The sequence below is a fragment of the Sphingomonas sp. PP-CE-1G-424 genome (assembly GCF_004341085.1).
GTDB lineage: Bacteria > Pseudomonadota > Alphaproteobacteria > Sphingomonadales > Sphingomonadaceae > Sphingomonas.
The window spans coordinates 242,166-264,850 of record NZ_SLXW01000003.1; the positions used below are offsets into that span (position 1 = coordinate 242,166).

19 protein-coding genes and 1 pseudogene are annotated in these 22,685 nt (G+C 65.2%); 9 read left to right on the plus strand and 11 right to left on the minus strand.

The window, feature by feature from the left end:
• Positions 1-3 precede the first annotated feature (3 nt).
• Genes hpnE through hpnA form a run of 5 tightly spaced genes read right to left on the minus strand, consistent with a single transcriptional unit; the run spans position 4 to position 5,072 of the window.
• The gene (gene hpnE, locus C8J43_RS11325; RefSeq protein ID WP_133030995.1) at positions 4-1,257 is read right to left on the minus strand and encodes a hydroxysqualene dehydroxylase HpnE; all 1,254 of its coding nucleotides are present in this window, start codon (positions 1,255-1,257) and stop codon (positions 4-6) included.
• Positions 1,254-2,093 (minus strand): presqualene diphosphate synthase HpnD, encoded by an 840-nt coding sequence (gene hpnD / locus C8J43_RS11330; RefSeq protein WP_133030996.1) that lies wholly within the window; start codon positions 2,091-2,093, stop codon positions 1,254-1,256. Before hpnD ends, hpnE begins: the two co-directional genes overlap by 4 nt.
• Positions 2,090-2,947 carry a squalene synthase HpnC gene (gene hpnC, locus C8J43_RS11335; protein ID WP_133031426.1) on the minus strand — a complete coding sequence of 286 codons (858 nt, stop codon included), beginning with the start codon at positions 2,945-2,947 and terminating at the stop codon, positions 2,090-2,092. Before hpnC ends, hpnD begins: the two co-directional genes overlap by 4 nt.
• Positions 2,947-4,074 (minus strand): glycosyltransferase, encoded by a 1,128-nt coding sequence (locus tag C8J43_RS11340; protein ID WP_133030997.1) that lies wholly within the window; start codon positions 4,072-4,074, stop codon positions 2,947-2,949. The genes hpnC and C8J43_RS11340 overlap by 1 nt, the downstream gene beginning before the upstream one ends.
• Positions 4,071-5,072 carry a hopanoid-associated sugar epimerase gene (gene hpnA, locus C8J43_RS11345; RefSeq protein ID WP_243645543.1) on the minus strand — a complete coding sequence of 334 codons (1,002 nt, stop codon included), beginning with the start codon at positions 5,070-5,072 and terminating at the stop codon, positions 4,071-4,073. The genes C8J43_RS11340 and hpnA overlap by 4 nt, the downstream gene beginning before the upstream one ends.
• A gap of 453 nt (positions 5,073-5,525) precedes the next feature.
• Here hpnA and C8J43_RS11350 point away from each other — a divergent pair, with 453 nt between their 5' ends.
• Positions 5,526-6,383 carry a serine hydrolase gene (locus C8J43_RS11350; protein WP_133030998.1) on the plus strand — a complete coding sequence of 286 codons (858 nt, stop codon included), beginning with the start codon at positions 5,526-5,528 and terminating at the stop codon, positions 6,381-6,383.
• A 179-nt stretch (positions 6,384-6,562) separates the two neighbouring features.
• Positions 6,563-7,456: a glutathione-dependent disulfide-bond oxidoreductase gene (gene yghU / locus C8J43_RS11355; protein WP_133030999.1), complete on the plus strand. Its 894-nt coding sequence runs from the start codon at positions 6,563-6,565 to the stop codon at positions 7,454-7,456.
• Positions 7,457-7,472: 16 nt separating this feature from the next.
• Here the strand turns inward: yghU and C8J43_RS11360 are convergent.
• Positions 7,473-7,577, minus strand: a pseudogene (locus C8J43_RS11360) (IS5/IS1182 family transposase); the annotation flags it as partial.
• 218 nt (positions 7,578-7,795) lie between these two features.
• Between C8J43_RS11360 and C8J43_RS11365 the strand changes: the two are divergent.
• From C8J43_RS11365 to C8J43_RS11380, 4 genes are all read left to right on the plus strand, one after another.
• Positions 7,796-7,978 (plus strand): hypothetical protein, encoded by a 183-nt coding sequence (locus tag C8J43_RS11365; protein WP_056049531.1) that lies wholly within the window; start codon positions 7,796-7,798, stop codon positions 7,976-7,978.
• A gap of 80 nt (positions 7,979-8,058) precedes the next feature.
• Positions 8,059-9,048 (plus strand): iron-containing redox enzyme family protein, encoded by a 990-nt coding sequence (locus C8J43_RS11370; protein WP_207893382.1) that lies wholly within the window; start codon positions 8,059-8,061, stop codon positions 9,046-9,048.
• 12 nt (positions 9,049-9,060) lie between these two features.
• Positions 9,061-10,059, plus strand: coding sequence for an iron-containing redox enzyme family protein (locus tag C8J43_RS11375; RefSeq protein ID WP_133031000.1), 999 nt, complete (start codon positions 9,061-9,063; stop codon positions 10,057-10,059).
• On the plus strand, positions 10,059-11,549 hold the full coding sequence (locus tag C8J43_RS11380) for a hypothetical protein (RefSeq protein ID WP_133031001.1): 1,491 nt from the start codon (positions 10,059-10,061) through the stop codon (positions 11,547-11,549). Before C8J43_RS11375 ends, C8J43_RS11380 begins: the two co-directional genes overlap by 1 nt.
• Before the next feature lie 18 nt (positions 11,550-11,567).
• On the opposite strand, the gene C8J43_RS11385 is transcribed toward C8J43_RS11380, so the two are convergent.
• Positions 11,568-12,410 carry an endonuclease/exonuclease/phosphatase family protein gene (locus C8J43_RS11385; protein WP_165899612.1) on the minus strand — a complete coding sequence of 281 codons (843 nt, stop codon included), beginning with the start codon at positions 12,408-12,410 and terminating at the stop codon, positions 11,568-11,570.
• Between the two features lie 235 nt (positions 12,411-12,645).
• Here C8J43_RS11385 and C8J43_RS11390 point away from each other — a divergent pair, with 235 nt between their 5' ends.
• From C8J43_RS11390 to C8J43_RS11400, 3 genes are all read left to right on the plus strand, one after another.
• Positions 12,646-15,459, plus strand: coding sequence for a TonB-dependent receptor (locus C8J43_RS11390; protein ID WP_133031002.1), 2,814 nt, complete (start codon positions 12,646-12,648; stop codon positions 15,457-15,459).
• A 73-nt stretch (positions 15,460-15,532) separates the two neighbouring features.
• Positions 15,533-16,345: a phosphatase PAP2 family protein gene (locus tag C8J43_RS11395; RefSeq protein ID WP_133031003.1), complete on the plus strand. Its 813-nt coding sequence runs from the start codon at positions 15,533-15,535 to the stop codon at positions 16,343-16,345.
• 478 nt (positions 16,346-16,823) lie between these two features.
• A complete protein-coding gene (locus tag C8J43_RS11400) occupies positions 16,824-19,835 on the plus strand; it encodes a TonB-dependent receptor (RefSeq protein WP_133031004.1) in 3,012 nt (1,003 codons plus the stop codon).
• Positions 19,836-19,969: 134 nt separating this feature from the next.
• Here C8J43_RS11400 and C8J43_RS11405 read toward each other — a convergent pair whose 3' ends face one another.
• The 4 genes from C8J43_RS11405 to C8J43_RS11420 all read right to left on the minus strand — a co-directional run bounded on the left by C8J43_RS11405 (position 19,970) and on the right by C8J43_RS11420 (position 22,432).
• Positions 19,970-20,200 (minus strand): hypothetical protein, encoded by a 231-nt coding sequence (locus C8J43_RS11405; RefSeq protein WP_060525327.1) that lies wholly within the window; start codon positions 20,198-20,200, stop codon positions 19,970-19,972.
• Between the two features lie 95 nt (positions 20,201-20,295).
• Positions 20,296-21,108: a sterol desaturase family protein gene (locus C8J43_RS11410; RefSeq protein ID WP_133031005.1), complete on the minus strand. Its 813-nt coding sequence runs from the start codon at positions 21,106-21,108 to the stop codon at positions 20,296-20,298.
• Positions 21,105-21,902: a fatty acid desaturase gene (locus C8J43_RS11415; protein WP_243645544.1), complete on the minus strand. Its 798-nt coding sequence runs from the start codon at positions 21,900-21,902 to the stop codon at positions 21,105-21,107. Before C8J43_RS11415 ends, C8J43_RS11410 begins: the two co-directional genes overlap by 4 nt.
• Positions 21,899-22,432: a sterol desaturase family protein gene (locus C8J43_RS11420; protein WP_133031006.1), complete on the minus strand. Its 534-nt coding sequence runs from the start codon at positions 22,430-22,432 to the stop codon at positions 21,899-21,901. Before C8J43_RS11420 ends, C8J43_RS11415 begins: the two co-directional genes overlap by 4 nt.
• Between the last annotated feature and the right edge of the window lie 253 nt (positions 22,433-22,685).

A 22,685-nucleotide genomic window follows, 5' to 3' on the forward strand; every position in this document is an offset into this window, starting at 1 on the left:
TCGTTATCGGGCATGATCGCCCCTTACCAAATGGGCGGCGGTTTCGCCCGAGCGCAGCGCCCCCTCGATCGTCGAGGGCAAGCCGGTATCGGTCCAGTCGCCCGCAAGGAACAGGTTGCGCCAGCGGGTACGCGCAGGCGGGCGTTTGGCATTCTGCTCGGGCGTGGCGGCGAAGGTCGCCCGTTTTTCCTTGACGATCTGCCAGCGCGGCATCGGCGCGTCGATCTTGAGCGCGGCGCAAATATCCGCCCAGAACGCCTGTGCTAGCGTCTCGCGGTCGCGGTCGACGAGATGATCGGCGGCGCTCACGGTCACCGAAAGTCGATCGTGAAACGCGAAAACCCATTCCGCGGTCCCGCCGAGCAGTCCCAGCATCGCGGGCGCGCCGGTTGGGGCTGGAAACGCGAAATGCCCGTTGACGATCGCGCGGTGTTCGTCGGGTGCCTGGAGACCGGGAATTAGCACGGTTGCGGTCCAGGCGGGCACGGCGAGGATCACCGCCTCGTCGTCTGCGATCTGTTCCGGTCCGTCGCCCCAGTCCAGGCTGGTCGCACGGTCGCCCTCGAAGCCGATCGCGCGAAGGCGGCGGCCGAGCGTCACCGGGCTTGCATGGCCCGCGAGCCACGCCAGCGCCGGATTGATGAACGCCGCGGACAGGTTCGGCTCGGCGATCCGCGGACGCATGGCCTTGCCACCTTTCGCGATCGTCTCGCGCAGGACCGCGCCTGCGAGCTTCGCCGAACTTTCGGCAGGTGCGGTGTTCAGCGCGGCGAGCAACACGGGTTCGAGCAACCGGGCCCACACCGGACCATCGGTCGCGATCCGCGCGTCGATCCGCTCCTCCCGATCGCCGAGCAGACGGGCTAGCGGCAGATAGTCGCGCGCACGGCTGCCCGGCACGCGACGGCGTTTCGCCATCACCCACCAGGGCACCGGACCATCGTTGATCCGCACCGTCCAGCGTTCGTTCGTCGCAAGATCGCAAAATGCGAAATCGGCATGGTCCGGCCCGGCGAGGGGGGGCGTCGCGGCGATCGTCGCCCGGAAGCGGGTGACCGCAGTATTGCCCGACAGGACCAGATGATTGCCGTTGTCGATCGTCAGCCCGAGCTGCGGATCGTGATACGACCGGCAGCGTCCGCCTGCCTGCGCCGCGCCATCGACCACCCGGACCGCCAGCCCCGCCTCGCGCGCAGCGACTGCGGCGGCAAGCCCGGCCAGCCCCGCTCCGGCAATCGTCACGCCGGAAAAGCTCACCGGGTCAGGCTCAGGCGCAGTATCGTCCAGAGCAGTGCCAGCTTCGATACGCGGACGCGGGTGCGCGGCGGCGCCCAGCCGACACCCTCCATCCGCGACAGCACCTTGGCATAGGCCGCCGCCATCAACCGCGGCGCGATCAGGTGTCCGCGCGGGCGCTTCGCCAGGATCGCGTTGGCCTGCGCATAATGGCCATGCGCTTCGGTCGCGAGTGCGCGCGCAACGGCGTCGATGCGCGGATCGGCTATGACCTCGGCCGGTGCGGTGATCGGGATGCCCGCACCGCTGAGCAGTTCGAACGGCAGGTAGACCCGGCCGATCGCAGCATCCTCGTCGATGTCGCGCAGGATATTGGTCAGTTGCAGCGCGCGGCCAAGATGGAAGGCGAGCGCGATACCGGGCGCCGGGTCCATCCCGAAGATCCGCACGGACAACCGCCCGACCGCCGAGGCAACGCGGTCGCAATACAGGTCGAGCGTCGCGGCGGGGGGCCAACGTATGTCGGCTGCGACGTCCATCCCCATACCATCGATAACCGCGTACAAATCGGCGCGATCGAGATCGAAGCGGCGGACGGCCTCGGCGACGATGATCGCCTGTCCGGGGTCGCCACCGGCATAGAGCGCATCGATATCGGTCCGCCACTGGTCGAGCTGAGCGGCGCGCTCCGCTGGTATGCCCTGCTGATCGTCGGCGATGTCGTCGACGATCCGGCAAAACGCGTAGATCGCATACATCGCCTCGCGCTCGGCCTTCGGCAGCACGCGCATGCCGGCATAGAAGGAACTGCCCGATACCTGGGCGCGGAGCGCGGCGGGTGTCGCATTGGGATTCATCGCGGACGTCCCCGTACAAGGCTGCCCAGCGCAGCGCCCGCAGCGAGCCACGCCGCCTCCAGCTTGCCGTGATGGACGCGCTCGCTCAGCGGGTCGCGCGTCAGCAGGCGTTCGGTCAGGCTCTCGGCAAGTCTCTGGATGATCGCCACCTCGGCGGCAAGCCGGCGGTCGCGGATCATCGCGGAGAAACCGGCGCTCGTCGCAAGCAGGCCGCGCGTGCGTTCGGCGAGCGTGACGATCGTGGCCCTGAGCGCGGGCGATGCGGCCTCTGCTCCAAGATCCTCGACCCGGGCGCCGTGCGCGGCAAGCATGTCCGTGGGAAGATACACGCGGTCGATCGCGCGGTAATCCTTCCCGCAGTCCTGAAGATGGTTGATGATCTGCAACGCCGCGCACAGCGCATCCGACGCCTCCCAGGTCGCGCGATCCTCGCCGTGGACGTCGAGCACATAACGTCCCACCGGCATCGCCGAGACCCGGCAATAGGCGATGAGCGAGTCCCAGTCGGCATAGCGGCGGACCGTGACGTCGTGTTCGAACGCGTCGAGCAGGTCGTTGGCATGGTGCGCGTCCAAACCCCGTTCGGCCATCACCCGGTGCAACGTCAGCGCCTGCGGTTCGTCGCCTCGGCCGGTCACGCCCAGCCGCATGGCGTGCAGTCGGGCTAGCTTGTCCTGGGCGGGTGCGGTCGGATGGTCGGCGATGTCGTCGGCGGCGCGCGCGAAGCGATAGAACGCCATGATCGGCGCGCGGTGCTTCCGCTTCAGGATCGCCGAGGCGACCGGGAAGTTCTCGCCCGTGTGATCCTTGCCGGACGCGAGGTCGGCGGTCTGCTGATCCGATGCCGTTGCCATCATTGCCGCGCAGCCTGCGCGCGCCCTTTCCACATGCCGCCACGGCCTCGCCCGTGCTGCCAGGCGGATAGCAAGGTGCAGCCCGTGTAGAAAGCCGCAATGAGCGGGAGGCACGGCGACCATAACGGCGAGCGGTGGTAGAAGCGCAGCATCGGCAGGAACGACAGCGTCATCAGCAGCCATGCCGCTATCCCAACCGCGCGGGCCGGCCCATCGGCGAACAGCGCGAGCAGCGGCGGGGCGGCATAGACGAGCGCGAGGCCGATCACCGCGCCGATCAGCTTGAGCGGCGAATAGTCGAGCTGTGCGTAGGCGGACCGCGAGATCATCGCCGCGATCGGGCGGATGCCGTCATAGGGGCGTATGCTGCGCGACCGCTCGGTCAGCCCGAGCCAGACCGGCCCCTGCGTCTTCATCAGCGCACCGAACGCGCAATCGTCGATCAGCGCACCGCGGATCGCGCCGATCCCGCCCACCGCGGCCAGAGCCTCACGGCGCACCAGCATACAGCCCCCCGCTGCGGCACCCGGCCCTTGCCCGTTCACGCGCGAAAACGGGTAGAGCATTTGGAAGAAGTACACGAATGCGGGGATAAATGCGTGTTCCGCCCAATGCGTGCAGCGCAGCTTCGCCATCAGCGAGACCAGGGCCAGATCACGGTGCTCGGCCCTGGCGACCAGCGACCGCAGCGTATCGGGGGCATGCGCGATATCCGCGTCGGTCAGCCAGAGATAGCGCGGTGATCCGGCCGCAGCGATACCTTGCGATACCGCCCACAGCTTGCCGGTCCAGTCGGTGGGCAGGGGTGTGCCCCGCAGGATGGTCAGCCGATCGCCACCGGCGTCACGCGCGATGTCCGCCGTCCCGTCGCTGCTGCCGTCGTCCATCAGCACGATGCGGAAATCGCCGGGATAGTCCTGGGCGGCCAGGCTGCCGATCGCGCGCGCGATGACGTCCGCCTCGTCGCGCGCGGGCACGACCGCGACGACATCGGGCCAGGACGTAACACTGGGCGCGGGGGCAGGGGGTACGTCGCGCGTGTCGCGTTCGCGGGCCAGCCAGAAGCCGCCATTGCCGAGCACCAGATACAGCCAGATCGCGACCGTCGATACGGCGATGCCGATCACCCGATCATGCCCGCCTGCCGGAACCAGGCGATCGCATCGGCCAGCGCCTGCTCATGCGGCCGCGCGTGGTAGCCAAGCTCGCGCGTCGCCTTGGCGGAACTGTAGAACATCGTGTGCTTGGCCATCCGCAGTCCGTCGAGCGTCAGGAACGGGTCCTTGCCGGTGACCGCGGCCAGTCGTTCGTTGAGCCACGCCAGCGGGAACAGCGGTGCGCGCGGCAGGCGGACCGTCGGCGCACGACGACCGACCATCGTCGCGATCGCCTTGAGCATGTCGGCCAGCGCGACGTCCTGCCCGCCGAGCACATAGCGCTCGCCGATCCGGCCCCGATCGAGCGCCAGCAGATGACCGCGCGCCACATCGTCGACATGGACGAGGTTGAGGCCGCTGTCGACGAACGCGGGCATCTTGCCGTTCGCCGCTTCGACGATGATCCGCCCGGTCGGCGTGGGCCGCACGTCGCGCGGGCCGATCGGCGTCGAGGGATTGACGATCACGGCGGGCAGGCCCTGCTCGCGGACCATCGCCTCGACCAACCGTTCGGCGACCACCTTGCTGCGTTTGTACGCGCCGACGACGGTCTGTTCAGTGGCGGGTCGGGTTTCGTCGGCGGCCCCCGTGGGGTCGGGAAGCAGCGTCGCGACGCTACTGGTATAGACGATGCGCTCTACCCCGGCTGCCAGCGCGGCCGCCATGACGTTAAGCGTGCTGGTGCGATTGTTGCGGACGATCTCTTCGGGATCGCGGGCCCAGATCCGGTAGTCTGCCGCGGTATGGATGACGTGGCTTACGCCTGCCATCGCCGCCGTTACGGCAGCCGCGTCGCGCAGATCCGCTTCGACGAGGGCACCGGGGAAATCGACAAGGTTGGTCCGCGGGCTGGATGGTCGGACCAGCCCCCTAACCGGCATGCCATGCGCCGCCGCCGCCCGGGCGATCGCGGATCCCACGAAACCGGCGACGCCGGTGATCAGGAGCGTCTCGCTGGAGCTGGTCACGGCATCGAACTCTCACCGAACTTAGTTGTCCGAATGCCTTACGGCCATCGTCGCGCCGCGCAATCCCGACTTGCGCATCCGAGGATCGCTTCCGTTGCGATACCGGTCCATGCCGCCCCTTTTTTCAGTTGCGCCGCTGGTTCGACCGGCGTGACGTATCCGGGCGGTAGAAATAGCGTTGCCACGGTCTGCCCGAGGGTTGGGGCTCATCATGCCCGCCTAGCACCGCTCACCCTATCCACGATCTCCATCGTCTCGTGCGACGATCGCAGCGGCTTGGCTTAGTGCCGCTTGCCCGAAAAGCCGCCAATGCGTAGGCAGAGCTGCCCGGTTTCGCGATGAACGGCACTCGACGCGTCGTTGTGTGTATTTCACCGGCGGGCAACACGATGTGTTCAGGTTTTTCGGTTTAGCAGGAGCAGGCTGCCGAAGAGCTATACGCAAGGACGATCGATGCACGCACCCCGGCTTTCCCATCTGTTTCTGTCCTGTATCGCCGCGACCGTCCTCGTCCCGGCCCCGGCGGCCGCAAGCTCCCCGGACCTCATCGGGCTCGAGCACGCGCTGAGCAAGCTGGTCGCGGAACGCTCCGGGGACTATGGCATCGCTGCGCTGGACCTTCGCGATGGCTCGACCGTTTCGATCAATGGCGATACCCCGTTTCCGATGGCGAGCACGGTCAAGCTCGCCATCGCAGCCGCCTATCTCGGCGAGGTCGATCAGGGCCGACGCAGCCTCGGCGACATGATCGTTGGCCGGCCCGCGGCGAAGGTCATGGAGCTGATGATCATCCGCAGCGATAACCAGGCGACCGACCAGTTGCTGGCTGCGCTCGGCGGCCCCGGCGCGATCCAGCAGTGGCTGTCGTCGCAGAATATTACCGGTATCCGGATGGACCGGACCATAGCCCAGCTGCTGCGGGAGCGCGGCCACCTTGCGGACAGCCGGGATGTCGCCACGCCGGTCGCGATGGTCACGCTGTTGAACAAGATCGACAACGGGACCGTCCTGACGGCGCAAAGCCGCACGTTCCTGCTGGAGCTGATGAGCCGATGCGCGACCGGCACGCGCCGGATCCGCGCACTCCTCCCCGCCGGTACGCGCGTGGAGGACAAGACCGGCACGCTCGACGGTATCACCAACGACGTCGGGTTCATTACCATGCCCGACGGCCGACGCGTGGCCGTCGCGGTGTTCGCGCGCGGTGGACGCGATCGGCAGCCCGTCATCGCGCAGGTTGCGCGGGCGATCTATGACCGGTTTGCGGATAGCGTCCGCAACGCGGTCTCTATCTTCATGCAAATGCGGTAGTCGCCCGTTCCTTTGGTTGGTCGCTGTGTACCGGCGCCGGCTGACGACGGTGCGTTCCGATCATTGGTCGCCTGAATGTGCGGCTTACGACGGCACCGTCGCGTCCCAAACGGCTGGAGCAATTCTGGATTACCGCCTATCGCCGACGGGAGAGTCCCTAATCGTCGCGGAGAGACCTGATGACCGAGACCGCCGAATACGTGCCGCCCAAGATCTGGACGTGGAACAAGGAGAGCGGAGGCCGGTTCGCCAGCATCAATCGTCCGACCGCGGGCGCGACGCATGACAAGCCACTCCCCATCGGCAAGCATCCGCTCCAGCTCTATTCGCTGGCAACGCCCAACGGCGTGAAGGTGACCGTGATGCTCGAGGAGCTGCTCGCTGCCGGGCACGTCGGCGCCGAATACGACGCGTGGCTGATCAGGATCATGGACGGCGACCAGTTCGGCAGCGGTTTCGTCGAAGCCAATCCCAATTCGAAGATACCGGCGCTGGTCGATCGCAGCGGCGCGACTCCGATCCGGGTCTTCGAGTCCGGTTCGATCCTGGTGTATCTTGCCGAGAAATTCGGCGCGTTCCTTCCTACCGATCCCGCCAAGCGCGTCGAAGTGCTGTCGTGGCTGTTCTGGCAGATGGGCGCGGGCCCGATGCTCGGCGGCGGGTTCGGGCATTTCTATGCCTATGCGCCCGTGAAGATCGAATATGCGATCGATCGCTTCGCGATGGAGGTGAAGCGCCAACTCGACGTCCTCGACCGGCGCCTTGGCGAGAGCGAGTATATTGGCGGAGACGAGTATTCGATCGCCGATATGGCGGTGTGGCCGTGGTACGGCGCGCTCGTGAGTGGCCAGGTCTACGAGGCTGCCGAGTTCCTTCAGGCGAACGACTACAAGAACGTCCTGCGCTGGACCGACTTGATCGGTGCGCGGCCTGCGGTGAAGCGCGGGCGGATGGTCAACCGCGTGATCGGCGATCCCGCCAGCCAGCTCCACGAACGCCACGACGCCGGCGACTTCGAGACCAGGACGCAGGACAAGCTCGACGCGACGGCGACGGAAGGCGAGACGCGCTAGGGTTAGAACTCACTATTCATAGCCAGAAGATGACGGTCGCAGCGAGGGCGATGGCGGAGAAGAAGACCGTGGGGCACCGGCCGTAGCGGGTCGCGAGGGGGCGCCAGTCCTTCAGGCAGCCGAGCCATGCGGTGTGCCTTGAGGTAGGTCGCGTCGAGGCTACCAGTTCGTAGATTATAACCCTTTGCGGCGATCTGCGTCGTTTCGGGTCTATCTGCCGAGGAGGGGCGTCGCGGTGACGCCATATCGGAGGTGTCTTCGATTGATCCCCCCTGCGTCCGGGCAGAGCATGCCTCCCAGTCGGCTCGACGAAGCCGGCACCACGCAAAGGAGGACATCATGTCTGCAGCTGCCGCACATCCGACGGTTCACGAAGTGAAGCATGCCGATCTCGCGAACAACACGTTCGACGGCAAGAAGCCCGATCTGTACATCAACACCGGCACCCTGGGCGGGAAGCACTTCCTGTTCACGGTCGAGAAGGCCGATGGCCGCCCGACCTTGATCGCCATCCACCTCTGACGCGTTCGCTGCTGGTCGGCCGTGCGGCGTGCCCGCACCGCCGGCCATGCGCGACCGCGCGACCGCGATCGGACGATAGCGTGCAGATCGAAGACATCCAGACCATTGGCCGCCCCCGGCTGAATACCGAAATCCGCGTCGGCGGGACCGCGCTGCTGCTCGGCGACCGCCATACGCTCGTCGCCCGCGACATGCCGCAGTCCGTGCTCGAACGCGCGCTGCGCCGGATGGACGGCGCGACCACGCTCGACCGGATCGTCGCCGAAGAGCCGGCGCTCCTGCGCGAGGTGGCCGACGATCTCGTCGCGTCGCTCGACGGGCTGGGTCTGCTCGACGATACCGCGCTGCCGCCGTTTCGTTCCGGATCCGAGGTCATCCTCGAACTCGAGGAACTGGTCGAGGCGCGCTGCGAGACGACGATCTACCGCAACCCGTTCTGGCAGACCTGCCTCGCCGCCAACGCGCCGGGCGAGCTGCCGCAGCGGCTTGCTACCGGCATGGTGATCGAGAACTGGCATTTCCTGTTCCGGGAAAGCTATTTCGACGCGCCGGTGCTGTCCTATGTGCCCAACACCGCGGTCAGGCTGTTGCTGAACGAGTTCTTCTCCGAAGAATATGGTCATGACGAGATCCTGCTGCGATCGCTCACGCATGTCGGACTGACCTATGCGGATATGCAGGACGCGATCCCGCTGCCCGAGACGATGGCGCTGTGCAACGCGCTTGCCTATTGGGCGCACAACGATCCGCTGTTCTTCTTTTCGACGCTCGGCCTGCTCGAAGGGCAGGGGATGAAGGAGGACAGCTTCATCGAGGCGTGTACCCGCGTCGGCATGGACGACGGCTTCGTCGGTCCGCTGCGCACGCATGCGAACATCAACATCGACGCGGGGCACGGCAACCTCACCCGGCTGATCTTCCAGCAGATCCCCGCGATCGCCGAGACCGACGTCCGCCGTCTGAAAGCGCAGATGCCGCTGTTCGTCGACCTGTACGACGCATTCTACTCGGGCGTCTGGCGGCACTATACCGGTGATGCGCCTTTGCTCCGCCGCGTCTCCGATCTGTGAAAGGACGATAGCATGGAGGTCACCATAGCCGGGCTCAGCCAGCCCAAGTTTCGGTCCGACGTCACCACGGATATCGAACCGAACGAAGCCACGATCCGCATCGGCAAGACCAGGTGCGCGTTCGCGTTCGAGACCGCGGAGGCGCCTGCCGTGGCTCGCCTGATCGACCAGCTGGTGGGCGGCGGCGTGGCGATCGACGCGATGATCGCGGGCGTTCCCGAGATCGCCGACAAGGTACCGGCGCTGCTCCAGGGGTTCGACGCGGTCCGGCTGTTGGTCGAATCCGAACCGCGCACGGAAGGGCTGGTCAGCGGCGCGCAGCTCTACCGCGAGATCCGCCGGATCGCCGAGCGCGTCACGCAGCGCGTCGCGCGGTCCGCGTTCCACACTGCGCTCGTCGAGCAACGCGCGACGCGCGAACAGCTGATCGGGTATGCGCTCGAGTATTTCTACATCGTCAAGGCGGCGCCGGGGCTGATCGGACCCGCGCTCGCGACCGCTCGGACTCCGCGCGAACGCGATCTGCTGCAGGGGTTCCTCAAATCCGAACTCGGCCACGACGCGTTTTTGGCGCGCGCGCTGGAGGCGGTCGGTCTGATCCCGGAGGAACTGGAAGCGCATCAGCCGCTACCGACCACGTTTGCGCTATGTGCCGCGCTCGGCGTCTATGCGCGCCAGCACCCGCTGTCGTTCAAGGCCGTCCTGTTCCTGTTCGAGGTTGCACAGGTGGCGTTCGTCGACGCGTTCGACGACCGCTGCCGCGAACTCGATCTGCCCGCCGCCTTCTACCTGCCGCTGCGCGATCATGCCGACCTCAACGCGGATTACGAGCATGCCGACATCTCGCGTGACTTGATGGCGCTAGAAGGCGTGGTCGACCGCGAGGCCGCGGTGGTGGTCAAGCGCAACGTCGCGCTGATGATCGAGACGATGATCCTGCAGGAAGAGCAGATCCTGACGTTCTACGCCCAGCCCCGTGCGGCGATCGCGCGCATCTTCGAGGACGCCTGATGGATCTCTGGACCTTCCACCGCTACGCCGATCCGCGCTTATGCGTCGACGCGATCGAGCACGCGCCTGACGCGTCCGCGATCGCGCTTACGCAGGGCGATGCGAAATATGTCCTCGCGCTCGACGATCCCGCGTCGGCGACACGGATGGCGGCCGAGCTGGCGACGCTGCGCGACGGCGGTGCCCCGCTCTGGGACCTGATGCGCGAGGCGGGGGCGGACGGCTGGGGCGCGCTGGGTGCGTTTCTCGATGGCCGCGCGCTGATCGGGGAGGGGCATGACGGGATCCGACAGACGCTTGCCGCGCGGATCGCCGCGATCGATGCATGTATCGACGGCACCATCGCGGCCATTCGGGCAGACCTGCCAACCCACCGGCTCGACCGCCTCGTCGCACACGCAGCCGTGCTGAGGATCGAGTCGGACATGGCGCTCGCCAGCGCGACATTGGGCACCACGGGAGACCCGTTCGACGCGGACGTCCAGCCCAATTTCCATCTCGGGCTGATCATCGCCGAGTTCGCCTATTTCCGAAACTCGGCGCCACTGACCCTGATCGCCGCCGGGGTGATGCTCGCGCGGATCGCGGGCGATCAAGCCGCGCTGCCGGAGAGCGACGCGATCGTCGAGGCGCTGGCGCTCTACGATCCGCGCGATCTGGAATCGCACCTCTGGCTGATCGCGCGCGCGCTGGCGGACTCTACCGGCGATGCCGCGCTGCGCTTCGCCGTTCCGCCGATCCCCAATCTGCCGACGCTGTCGGGCCTCGAATTCATGCGCCGCGTCGAGATGCTGACCCGCAGTACGCTCGGGAAATGGGGTGAAAACCCGTACGTCACGATGCTCGACGCGCTAGGCGATCGCTGGTCGCCGCTGATCGCGGGGCCGTTCATCGAACAATATCACGTGACCTGCCGGTTCGTGGAGATCATCGCGCCCAATCTCAGTCGCCGGCTGGTCGCGCCGCTGCGCGCGATGATGTTCCGCTATTTCGGCGAGGAGGTCGGGCACGAGGCGCTCGAGAGCACTACCTGCGAGACGCTCGGAATCACCCAGGCAGCGCTCGATCGCGCAGTACCGCTGCCGCTGCATTTCGCGTTCGTCGACCTGTTGACTCTCATGGCGCAGGTCGATCCGGTCACGTCCTGCGCGTCGGTCATGGTCATCGAGGGTGTGTTCGGCGAGCCGCCAAAGATGTCGCTTAGGCTCGCTTCGGTCGCGCGTACCAATCCCGCGTTCAGCGATCTGGCGGGCGATCATGACGAACTGAACGAGGATCTGAACCACAACAGCATCTCGCGCGACGCGTTCGAGCACATCGTCGCAATACCCCCTGCGACGCAGGCGCGCGTCATGCGCCGCATCCTGTTCCTGCTCGAACTCAACCACCGCGCCTGGGGCGGGATCGCCGACTTCTACGGATCGCAAACGTCGTTGCACCTGCAGGGTCCGCTCGGTCGCCCGCTGGCCCCCGGCGGTGGTTCGGCTTGAGGTGAGACGTCGGAGGGCTCAGTCTTTGCGACGCAGCACGGCAACGATCGGAAAATGGTCCGACGGATAGCGGTCGCCGGCGTGATCGGTCAGCACGGCGGCGCTGACCGGCGCGAAACCGCGTACCATGATGTAGTCGATCATTGCCTGGGGCTTGCCGGTGAAGTCGTGGAACGTGCCTTCAGGACCAGTTTTCGTCGGCGAGGTCGCCCAGACATCCGTTAGGACGGCCGCCAGCCGACGATGCGCTTCGCTGTCGGGCGTCGCGTTGAAATCCCCGGTGAGCACGATCGGCAGGCCCTTGGCAAGCATCGGTAGCCTGGCGGCGATCAGGTCTGCGGATCGACGACGGGCTTCCTCGTCTTCGACATCGCGGTTCGCGAAATGCGTGTCGATCATGAGAAACCTGTAGGGCTTCGTGCCGCGCGTCGCGAAGATGCCCCAGGTGACCATCCGTGGCAGCGTCGCACCCCATGCCATGCTGCCTGGCACTGCGGGCGTCTTCGAAAGCCAGAAGTCCCCCTGGCTGACGAGACGGAGATGATCGGATCGGTAGAATATGCCCATATGCTCGGTGGCATGCCCGCCGAAACGGTCGCGGCCGAACCAGCGGTAGTGGGGCAGCGCACGCACGATATCGCGGCCTTGCGACTGGAAAAGCTCCTGCGTTCCGAGCACGTCGGGGTTGGCCGCGCGCACCGTCTTCGTGAACACGTCGCGGCGCTTTGCCCATACGTTCGGACCATCGTCCGGGTTCGGATAGCGCACGTTGAACGTCATGACGCGCAGGTCCTGTGCGACCGCCGGCATTGCCTGGGCCAATGTCAGGGTAGCCAGGATTTTGAGGGAATAACGCTTCATCGAAAACCTGCTGCTGCACGAAGAATGACGGGATGGTCCGATCGGATTCCGCCGCGCTAGTCAGGGTTCGTGTCCGTCTGATGACATCGGTTGACGCGCATCATCGCTGTCGGTTTCGATTGTGCGACCACTGCTAAAACGGCGTTACATATATTATACGATACGTAACATCGCCGTCATACGCTCGCCCTAGGGGCGGCGCAGACCGAAGTTATTCCCCATTTTCAGGTGTTGCATGAACAGATTTGATCGTTCTGCCGAGGACGTGCGTCCGATGTCCGGCGTGCTCGCTTTGCGCGGCAGTGCCGCAGGTCTGGCGATTGCAATTGCGACGTTGGCCCTGCCGTCTGTCGCCTATGCGAAGGGTGCCGATGCACCATCCGCGCAAGCCCAGGCGCAGGGTGTCGTCGTCGGTAAGTCCGACGAGGTCAAGAATGCCGCCGGTGAGGAGATCGTCGTCACCGGACACGCGTCGAAGAAGGCGGAAATCGAGTCGACCGGTACGACCAGCGTCCTGTCGAGCGCCGACCTCCAGCGCCAACCCAATGTCAGCGTCGTCGATGCGATGGCACGACTGCCGGGTATTTCGGTCGCACCGACCGACTTTTTCGGCACGCCCTCGTCCGGCAACCACGGCGGCCTCGACGGCGCGGCGCGGGGTGGCGCGAGCTTCGTTTATCTTCGTGGGCTGAGCGGCTCGTACAACGTCAATCTCGTCAACGGCGCGAACGCGGCGCAGGGCATGCCGTATTCGCGCCAGATCCAGCTCGATCTGCTGCCGCCGGTCGGCATCGCTGCGGTGGTCGTCAACAAGACGTCGACCGCCGATATGGATGGCGACGCGATCGGTGGCACGATCGACTTCCGCACGCCGTCCGCGTTCGACTTCGACAAAAAGACGCATGTCGGTCTGTATCTGCAGGGTGGCCTGAGCCAGTACGCGCTCGACTATCACACGCCGGCCGGGACCGGGATGGTGCAGGCCGAAGTCTCGCACCGCTTCGGCGACGACGAGCAGTTCGGCGTCTACGCCTCGGGCTATTACGGCAAGCGGTATTTCGCCTCGACGATGGTCGACTTCCAGGCAGGCCAGTGGGAGTTCGCGGTCTCGCAAGGCGAGCAGGGCAGCAATCCCGACGGATTTTCCAAGAAGGACAATCTGCTGCTGACCAGCACCAATGCCCAGTTCAGCGAAGGCAATCAGGTGCGGTATGGCGGCGCACTCGGGTTCGACTGGCATCTGGGCGCCACGAAGCTCTACGCGCGCGGCACCTATGCGGTCTCGAACATCGAACAGAACATCTATCAGAAAAGCATCCAGGCCGACCGCTATTCGGCCGCGGTCGTGCGCCCCGACGGTCTTTACCAGAATGCCGAGAGCGATGGCGAATATCACGCCTGGTTCGAAACGGCGCCGGCGCAATCCACGCTCGCTTCCGGAGTCATCGGCGGTACGACCGACGCCGATCGTCTGACGCTCGGCTACAGCGGCTTCTGGAGCTGGGGCAAGAGCGCGGCACCGGACCATTCGGAGGTGACCTACCAGACGTTCGCGGGCAACCAGTTGAACGGCCCTTTCGCGGCCTCCTATCGCAATGGCTATCCTCTGCCCTTGCTCAGCACCGCGCAGCTGGCCCGTTTCAACAACAATGCGCTGTACGGCGTCGAACAGGACAGCGGCGAGTTCACGAATTCGCGCAGTACCGCCTCCAAGCTCGGCGGACGCTTCGATGCGACCTACAAGATCGGGTCGTGGCTGGAATCGCTGACCGCCGGCGTCAAGGTCGTGCACAGTACGCGCGACAGCTTCTCACGCGACTACAGCAATCTGAACTTCCTGCCCGCCGGCCAGGCACTGAACGCCAGCCCGTTCGCGCGCGGCGAGGAGTCGTCGATCGATCGGGAATACTACCCCGACACCTTCGTACGAGGAGATGGCGCCGCGCTTACCGCCGCCGCGCGCAACGCCGCAGCGGCGACGACGCTGTCGGCCAACGACTTCAATCGGAACACGCTGTCGGGGCATGAAAACGTCTATGCGGGGTACGCGCTCGCCAAGATCGTCAGCAACGCGCTCGAAATTCAGCCGGGCCTGCGGTTCGAGCATACGGATATCGACAACATCTTCTGGAATTCCGTCAGCGTCGACGGCACCTCGGGATCGGCGCTACAAGAAGGCTTCAAGTCTAGCAGGACCCACTACGACATTCTCCTCCCGAGCCTTCATGCCAACTACCGGTCGGGCGAGGAGAACGTCATTCGCGGTGCGGTCTGGCGCAGCTACACGCGCCCGGCGTTCTTCCAGCTTGCCGGCGGGAGCCAGACGAGCGTGAACTCTGATGGCACGATCAGCGTGACCGAGGGCAACCCGGACCTGAAGGCCGTCAAATCCTGGAATTTCGACGCCAGCATCGAACACCAGCATCGCGGTTTCAGCGCCTCCGTCGCCGGCTATTACAAGGCGTTGAGCGACTATCTCTACGATCGGGGCACGAACTTCCGCGCGACGCAGATCGCGGTCGATGGCCTTCAGTCGGTGTCCAAGCCGGTCAACGGCGGAACCGCAGGCCTTTACGGCGTAGAGGTCGCTGCACGCTATCAGCTGGTCGAGTTGCCGGGCTGGGAATCCGGGTTCGGCATATCCGGGAACATGACGCTGCAGCATTCGTGGGCGCATCTCAACGACGCGTCCACCGACAAGTCGCAGCCGATGCAGGGGGCACCCGAACGGCTCTACAACGCCTCGCTATTCTACGAAAAGGGCGGCCTCTCCGCGAACGTGTCGTACCGCTACAACGGCCCGTTGATCGCTGCGTACCGGTTCGGCGATTTCGGCGGCAAGGAGCTGAACGACACGCAGCGCGCGACCAGCAGCGTCGACACGACGGTCGGCTACAGCGTCAACAGCGATCTGAAAATCGCGGGTGCGGTGTCGAACATCTTCGACAATATCAGCTATTATCGCACGGTCGGCCCGGACAGCTATCAGGTTCCGCAGATCGTCCGCTGGGGCCGCACCTTTACGATGACGCTCACGGCGGGCTTCTAGCCGCGTTTCCCGACCCTTGCCGATCTTATCGATCGGCAAGGCACTTCACACGACCGACCCAGGAGACGCCGAAATGCGGGTGCCCTCAGCCATTCTTGCAGCGACCGCGATACTCGGCCTTTCCGCCGTTGCCCTGGCGCAAGGCGTCGTCGAACGCCCGGAAGGCGAGGAGCCGCTCGTCTATCTGGCGAAAGGCGCGTTCGATATCCTTGCGGTGCTTCCGCCTGCGCCGCGTCGGGACGACCCGCGCTGGCAGGCGGGCCGCGCGATCTTCCGCCAGACGCGCGCGTTGGTCGGTTCGCCGCGCTGGCGGCTGGCGACCAACGACGTAAAGCTCGGGACCGGCGACATGATGCGCGATTTCAGTTGCGCCATGGGGGTCGAGCTCACGCCCGCCAACGCACCGCTGACCGCGCGCCTGATCGAGAAAGCCGGTTCCGACACCGCGCGCAACACCGGCATCGCGAAGTCATTCTACAAGCGACAGCGCCCCTATCTGATCGACAAAGGCGCGGTATGCCAGCCGGTCGGCGAATTGCAGGGAAGTTACGACTATCCGTCGGGACATACCACGGCGGGGTGGACATGGGCGACCTTGCTGGCAGAACTCGCACCCGACCGCGCGACCGCCATCCTCGCACGCGGTCGCGCGTTCGGGCAAAGCCGCATCGTCTGTGGCGCGCATAACGCCAGTGCGGTGGAAGCCGGCCGATTGTCGGCGAGCGCCACGCTGACCGCGCTGTCGTCGTCGCCCGCGTTCCAGGCGGATCTCGCGGCGGCGCGGACCGAGCTATCGGCGCTACGACAATCCCCAGCCGCTGCCCGTCCGGCGGCTGCCGGCTGTGCCGCAGAACGGGCGCTGATCGTTCAACCCATTCTACGTTAGACGCCTATCCGGGTCGGGTGATTCCCCGTGGTTCACCGGGTAAAGTCCTGTGGTGGCAGTCGAAATGCTAGAGCAATCGAGCGCGAGCGCAGCGCACAGTAAGACCGTCTGAACCCCCGCCCCGCGTAAACTGCGCGCACCCTGGGTAGGGCGTTTCGTAGTCCCCGTTATAATTCCAGCGGCTCGGACGCAGCCCGCTGACCGGCGTCACGAGGCGACAGCCTTATGTAACTTTCGTACGCTCTGCCGCTGTCCAGTGAAAATATTACAAATTCACCGGTGTTCATGCCACCGATTGTGTCATTTCCGTCACTATGGTTCGCTGTTCGTTACACGCCAGCTTTGCTGCTTTACATGACAGATACGTTACCTCACTTCTTTCCCCATAGTCCTGACCAGCCGATAGCGGCGGTCGGGACGCATCGTTTCGGACGGATCGTCAAAGCGACCGTACGGGGCCACTGGGGGAAATTATTTCATGATCTCGACATCTCGTTCGACCTCGAAGGCGATCCTGCTCGCGGCCGCTACGCCGCTGGCATTCATTCTTTCGACGGCCGCCGGTTTTGCACAGGATGCGACCACCACCACCGACGCTTCGGCAACCGCGCAGGCTCCCGCGACGATCGCGCCGCAGGAGACCAAGGCCGAGCCGGCCGATGCGACCGGTCAGGAGATCGTCGTCACCGGTTCGCTGTTCCGCCGGACCGATACCGAGACGCCGTCGCCCGTCACCGTGCTGACCACGCAGACGCTGCAGCGCGCGGGTATCACCAACATCAACGACGCGGTGCGCTCGATCTCCGCGGATGGCGCCGGCTCGATCTCGACCGGCTTCCAGAACGGCTTCTCGGCGGGCGGCGCTGCGGTGTCGCTGCGCGGTCTCGGCGTGTCGTCGACGCTGGTGCTGATCGACGGGCTGCGCTCGACCAACTTCCCGCTCAACGATGACGGCCACAACGCCTATGTCGATCTTAACTCGATCCCGTTCAGCGCGGTCGAGCGGATCGAAGTGCTAAAAGATGGCGCGTCGTCGAGCTATGGCGCCGACGCGATCGGCGGCGTCGTCAACATCATCATGAAGAAGCACGTCGTCGGCGTGTCGGGCACTGCCGAGGGCGGCATCTCCGAACTCGGCGACGGTGGCCGCTACCGCGCCAACCTCACCGCTGGTATCGGCGACTATGACCGCCAGGGGTTCAACTTCTACGTCAACGGCGAGTATCAGAAGGACACGGCGATCTCGGTCAGCGATCGCAAGTTCCCGTTCAACACGCTCGATCTGAGCTCGATCGGCGGCGTCGACGGCAACGCCGCGGATAGCGCGTTGACCACCGCGACGATCAACGCGGTCGTCCGTCGCTCTACGCAAACCGATCTCAACAACCCGTACGCGGGTGGTGCGGCGGCGACCGGCACGTATACGTCGCTCAACCTCAACTGCGCCAACGGCACCTACACCGTCGCGGGGGCCGCCGGCGGCACCGGGTGCAAGCACGACAACACCAAGGAATATGTCCAGATCCAGCCGGCGCAGGAGCGGTACGCGTTCTCGAGCCGTCTCAGCCTGAAGATATCCGACAGCATCGAAGGCTATGTCTCGGGTAGCTACTCGCACAACCAGGTCGTCACCAAGACGCGTCCGCCCAGTGGGATCCGTCAGACGCAGCCCTATGGTGCTTCGCCGGCCTTGGCCTCCAACAACCCCGGCATCGTCCTGCCGGTATATATCTGCTCGGCGGGCATAAACTGCTCGATCGCGGCCGATCGCCAGCTCAACACGACCAACAACCCGTATGCGGCCGCGTTCGCCGGCGATCCGACCAACGGCGCGGCCCGCATCTATTACCTGTTCGGCGATCTGCCTGCGAGCCAGATCCGCACCAACGAAGTCATCCGCGGCGCCGCCGGTCTGCGCGGCAGCTTCGAGGGTGGCTGGAACTGGCAGGTCGACGCGGTCGGTGCGAAGGACAACCTGAACATCGACTCGCTCGGCGTGATCAACATCGCCGGGCTCAAGCAGGCGATCAACACCGGCGCCTACAACTTCGCCAATCCGTCGGCGAACAGCCAGGCGACGCGCGATCTCGTCGCGCCGCGCTTCTCGGTCGGGTCGCACACCTCGCTCGCCTCGCTCGACGCGTCGATCAGCAAGCAGCTGTTCGACCTGCCGGGTGGCCCGCTTCAGGTCGCCGTCGGTGGCCAGATCCGTCATGAGGTCGAGGAGAACAACAGCCTCAACGCGAACCTCGATCGCTATGCCAACACGTCGGCGGCATTCGGGTCGCACACCGTGACCGCAGGCTATTTCGAGATCAACGCACCGGTGCTGAGCACGCTCGAGATCAACGGGTCGGGCCGCTACGATCATTACTCGGAAGGCTTCAGCAATTTCTCGCCGAAGATCGGTGCGAAGTTCACGCCGATCAAGCAGATCGCAGTTCGCGGTACCTATTCGAACGGCTTCCGCGCACCGACGTTCGCCGAGAACAACGCACGGTCGAGCTATGCCGGGTTCGTCACGGTTACGCCGCCGTGCAGCTTCATTCTCGATCACGGCGGCACGGGCTCGCTGACGTCATGCCAGGCCAACGGCAACCCGTACAATCTGGCTTACAGCCTGGGCTCGGGTTTCACCGGCAACCCCGAGTTGAAGCCTGAGAAGTCGCGCAGCTTCACCGGTGGCGTCGTGATCGAGCCGACCCCCTGGTTCAGCTTCACGGTCGACTACTACAACATCAAGAAGACCAACGTGATCGTCACGGGGCCGCAGTCTTCCGATGCCCGGGCCGCCTATTTCGCCGGTACGCCGCTGCCCGCCGGCTACACGGTATCGGCGGTCGACGCGATCGATCCGCTCTTTCCGGCCGCGCTGCCCCGCGTGCTCATCATCAATGCGCCGTACGTCAACGCGGCGAGCCAGTCGGTGTCGGGCATCGATCTCGGCGCGAACGTCAATGTCCCGCTCGGCGGCGAAGCGCGCTTCATCAGCCGCATCGATGTGACTCGCCTGTTCAAGTACAACGTCGACAACGGCGACGGTGTCGTCCAGAAATATGCCGGTACGCTTGGACCGTACGAGCTGTCGTCGGGTGCAGGTACGCCGCGTATTCGTGGCAACTGGCAGAACACGCTGCAGTTCGGTGCATTCTCGCTGACCGCGACGACCTATTACGTGTCGCGGATCAAGGCCGTCGCCGCCGATGAGGTCGCGCCCGACGACGCGGGCAACATCGATTTGAGCTGCGCGAACAACCTGTACGGGACGGGCGACAAGTTCTGCTACATCAAGCGGTTCATCTATGCGGATCTGAACGTGTCGGTCGAAGTGAACGACAAGTTCTCGTTCAACTTCAACGTTGGCAACTTCACCAACGAGAAGGCACCGGTCGCGCCGGCGTCGTATTCGGGGACCAACTACCTGCCGACCTGGCATTATGCCGGTGTCATCGGTCGTACGTTCCGCGCTGGGGCGAACTTCAAGTTCTAACTATCGTTTGTCGAGAGTAAGAAAGGCGGCCTTCTCGCGAGGGCCGCCTTTTCTGTTTGGATGGGGTGCACGTCGCGTGGCGACGGATCGCCGCCGATACACCCAGCCTTAGCGCTACAGGCGGAGTCGTACGATCAGTTCGCGGTCTCCTTGCGGGCACCGACGATCATCCGGCGTGCGATCCGGCGAACGCCCTCATCGTCCTTGGTATCGTCGGTGGCCGGATCGCCGAGGTGATCCAGGCTATCTTCCATGAAGTCGAGCAGCCCTGGATGCTGCGCCTCGACATATTCCATCAGCTTGAACAGCAGGTGCTCGGTCGCGATCTCGCGCTGGCGGGCGCTTACGGCAGTGGCGTCGGTCATTGTCATCTCCCTCACATGGAAGCGAAAACGCGCCCGGTGCGATAAGGAGCCGGACCATCGGACTTACACCCGAATGATCGAGCGATCGCCCGAACTTACCGCCCCGACTGTAGGGAGCTTGGTCCATCGGCGGTAGCCACCACGCCAGCCGCATCGGCCGCAGCCGCACGGCGTTCGGCGCGCGCGTGTTCGCGGAGGAAGTCGCCGACACCGCGATCGGTGCTGCACAGCCGGTCCCAGTGCCGGAAATACAGGCCGTAGTTGCACGCGTAGAGTTCGTGGTGTCGCTGGTGGTGGCTGGCTGTAATCAGCCAGCTACCAAGCCGTCCTGACCACATGAACTTCGGGAAGATCTCCCACCCCATGTGGTTGGTGACGCCCATGACCGTCATGATCGTCAGGATGACAGCGAGGGCGCTGATGTGGATCGGCACGACGAAGACGAGCAACGGGATCACGACCGCGCCGGTTAGCGCCTCGATCGGATGGAACGCCATCGCCGCCCAGGCGGTCGGCGGTCGGCTGGCATGGTGCAGCGCATGGGCGAGCTTGAACGGCGCGGGCCGGTGCATCCAGCGATGCGTCCAGTAGAACCACGCGTCGTGGAGCAGCAGATAGAGCAGCACCGAGACCGGCCAGTACCAGAGCGGATACGCGTGGATGTCAGCATAGACGCGGGTCCAGCCGCGATGCTGCCAGCCCCAGGCAACCACCCCGGCCGGAATGCCGTAGATCGCCGCCGAGGCGAGGCTCCAGACGATCTCGCGCCGGACCTGCGGGTCGAGGCCGAGATACAGACCCGGATGTTTCCGGCGCGTCGCCCAGGCGAACGCGCCCGAGACGGCGAGATAGCGGACGCCCACGATCACGGTCATCGCGATCGCGGACAGTAGAACGGCCAGCATCATAGCGCGCGTCGTGCCGGTTCGGGGTGGCCGGTGCGCACCGTCAGGGCGCGACGTCGGGTGGGCAGGCCCCACCACGGCGTACCGGGCGACAGATGATGTTCGTGATGATAGCCGCCGAAATGAAAGCACGTCAGCAGCGACAGCAGCGGCGGGATCTTGGCACTGTGCGCGTGATGATGGTCGGCAAACGGCTCGTCCCGCTCGCGGTGCGGAAGCCAGGTGCCGAACACGAACAGCTGCAATACCGCGCCGAGTGCGGGGACGGCCCAGAACACGACGATATTCCCCAGCGGCGCACCCAGCACCAGCGTATAGACCAACGCGACGAGCGTGATGCGGACGATCTGCCCGTGCGAATAATAGGTGCGGAAGAACTGCCCGAACCACCCCAGCAAGCTCGGATCGCCGCCATGGAAATCGGGATCGCCCGCGGTGCCGGCATGGCGGTGATGCAGATGATGCTGCGGCAACAAGGTCGCGTAGGACAGGCAGGCGTACAGCGAGAGACAGGTCGCGCCGGTCAGGCGGTTGAGCCGCGGATAGCCGGGCGCCAGCGCGCCGTGCATCGAATCATGCGCGACGATGAAGAGGCCGGTGCTGAGCCAGGTCTGCACCACCACCATCACGACGGCGATCGGGATGGTAGCCAGGCTCCACCGCCAGAAGAAGATTCCGGTGATGTGGATCGCGAGCCAAACCGCGACGATCGCCGCGGCAAGCGACAGGCCAATCCACGCCTGACGTCGAGCCGCAGCGCCGCGCGAGGCCGGTGGCAGGGACGATGCTGCGCTCACTGATCCGCCGCTACTGACTGGGCCGCTACCGACGGGGTCGCGTCCGGCCGTGCGACGCGGCGCTGCGGATCGGCATTGGCGCGCAACTGCGCCTTCAGCACGGCCGGCTTGCGCGCGAACAGGAACCCGTGGCTGACCGTGCCGTCCTTGCCCTCGACCGCGTGGTGAAGCCGGTGTGCCTGCAACAGCCGCTTGAAATAGCCCTGTTTGGGTACCCACCGGAACCCCCCGCGCTGATGCACCAGCATGTCGTGGACGAACGCGTAGATCCCGCCATAGACGGTGATGCCGAGCGCGCCCCACCAGAGCGGCTCCCACCACAGGCCTACGACGAACAGCATGATCGGCACGATCGCGAACACGATGGCGTAATAGTCGTTCTTCTCGAACCAGCCATCATGCTCTTCGTGATGCGATTTATGCCAGCCCCAGCCCCAGCCGTGCATCACGTATTTGTGCGCCGCCCAGGCGAAGCACTCCATGAACAGCACCATGCCGGCGACGATCGCGAGCTTCTCGACCCACGACATCAGCGTCTGGCCCCCTGGTCGGCCGATCGATGCGACGATTTCATCATGCGCTCCATATACGCGCTAAGGCGTTGCGATGCGAGGCATTGCGCCCAGAATATCGGTCGCGGGCTGAGGGGGACGAGCAGTCGTCCTTGAAGTAGCAAGCCGCAAGTCGAGTTCCGTGCTCGTCGCACAGTTGACGGTGTTTGGTATTGCTACCGCCTTGTCACAAAAACGATACCAAAGACTATCATAGGTCGGCCCAGCTTTT

Excerpts from the sequence above, each read along its gene's own strand:
- C8J43_RS11365 (WP_056049531.1), top strand. The coding sequence starts at position 7,796 with ATGTCTGCAGCTGCCGCACATCCGACGGTTCACGAAGTGAAGCATGCC.
- C8J43_RS11395 (WP_133031003.1), top strand. The coding sequence starts at position 15,533 with ATGCGGGTGCCCTCAGCCATTCTTGCAGCGACCGCGATACTCGGCCTT.
- C8J43_RS11375 (WP_133031000.1), top strand. The coding sequence starts at position 9,061 with ATGGAGGTCACCATAGCCGGGCTCAGCCAGCCCAAGTTTCGGTCCGAC.
- C8J43_RS11350 (WP_133030998.1), top strand. The coding sequence starts at position 5,526 with ATGCACGCACCCCGGCTTTCCCATCTGTTTCTGTCCTGTATCGCCGCG.
- C8J43_RS11380 (WP_133031001.1), top strand. The coding sequence starts at position 10,059 with ATGGATCTCTGGACCTTCCACCGCTACGCCGATCCGCGCTTATGCGTC.
- hpnD (WP_133030996.1), bottom strand. The coding sequence starts at position 2,093 with ATGAATCCCAATGCGACACCCGCCGCGCTCCGCGCCCAGGTATCGGGC.
- C8J43_RS11410 (WP_133031005.1), bottom strand. The coding sequence starts at position 21,108 with ATGATGCTGGCCGTTCTACTGTCCGCGATCGCGATGACCGTGATCGTG.
- C8J43_RS11390 (WP_133031002.1), top strand. The coding sequence starts at position 12,646 with ATGAACAGATTTGATCGTTCTGCCGAGGACGTGCGTCCGATGTCCGGC.
- C8J43_RS11420 (WP_133031006.1), bottom strand. The coding sequence starts at position 22,432 with ATGTCGTGGGTCGAGAAGCTCGCGATCGTCGCCGGCATGGTGCTGTTC.
- yghU (WP_133030999.1), top strand. The coding sequence starts at position 6,563 with ATGACCGAGACCGCCGAATACGTGCCGCCCAAGATCTGGACGTGGAAC.
- C8J43_RS11385 (WP_165899612.1), bottom strand. The coding sequence starts at position 12,410 with ATGAAGCGTTATTCCCTCAAAATCCTGGCTACCCTGACATTGGCCCAG.
- C8J43_RS11400 (WP_133031004.1), top strand. The coding sequence starts at position 16,824 with ATGATCTCGACATCTCGTTCGACCTCGAAGGCGATCCTGCTCGCGGCC.
- hpnC (WP_133031426.1), bottom strand. The coding sequence starts at position 2,947 with ATGGCAACGGCATCGGATCAGCAGACCGCCGACCTCGCGTCCGGCAAG.
- C8J43_RS11405 (WP_060525327.1), bottom strand. The coding sequence starts at position 20,200 with ATGACCGACGCCACTGCCGTAAGCGCCCGCCAGCGCGAGATCGCGACC.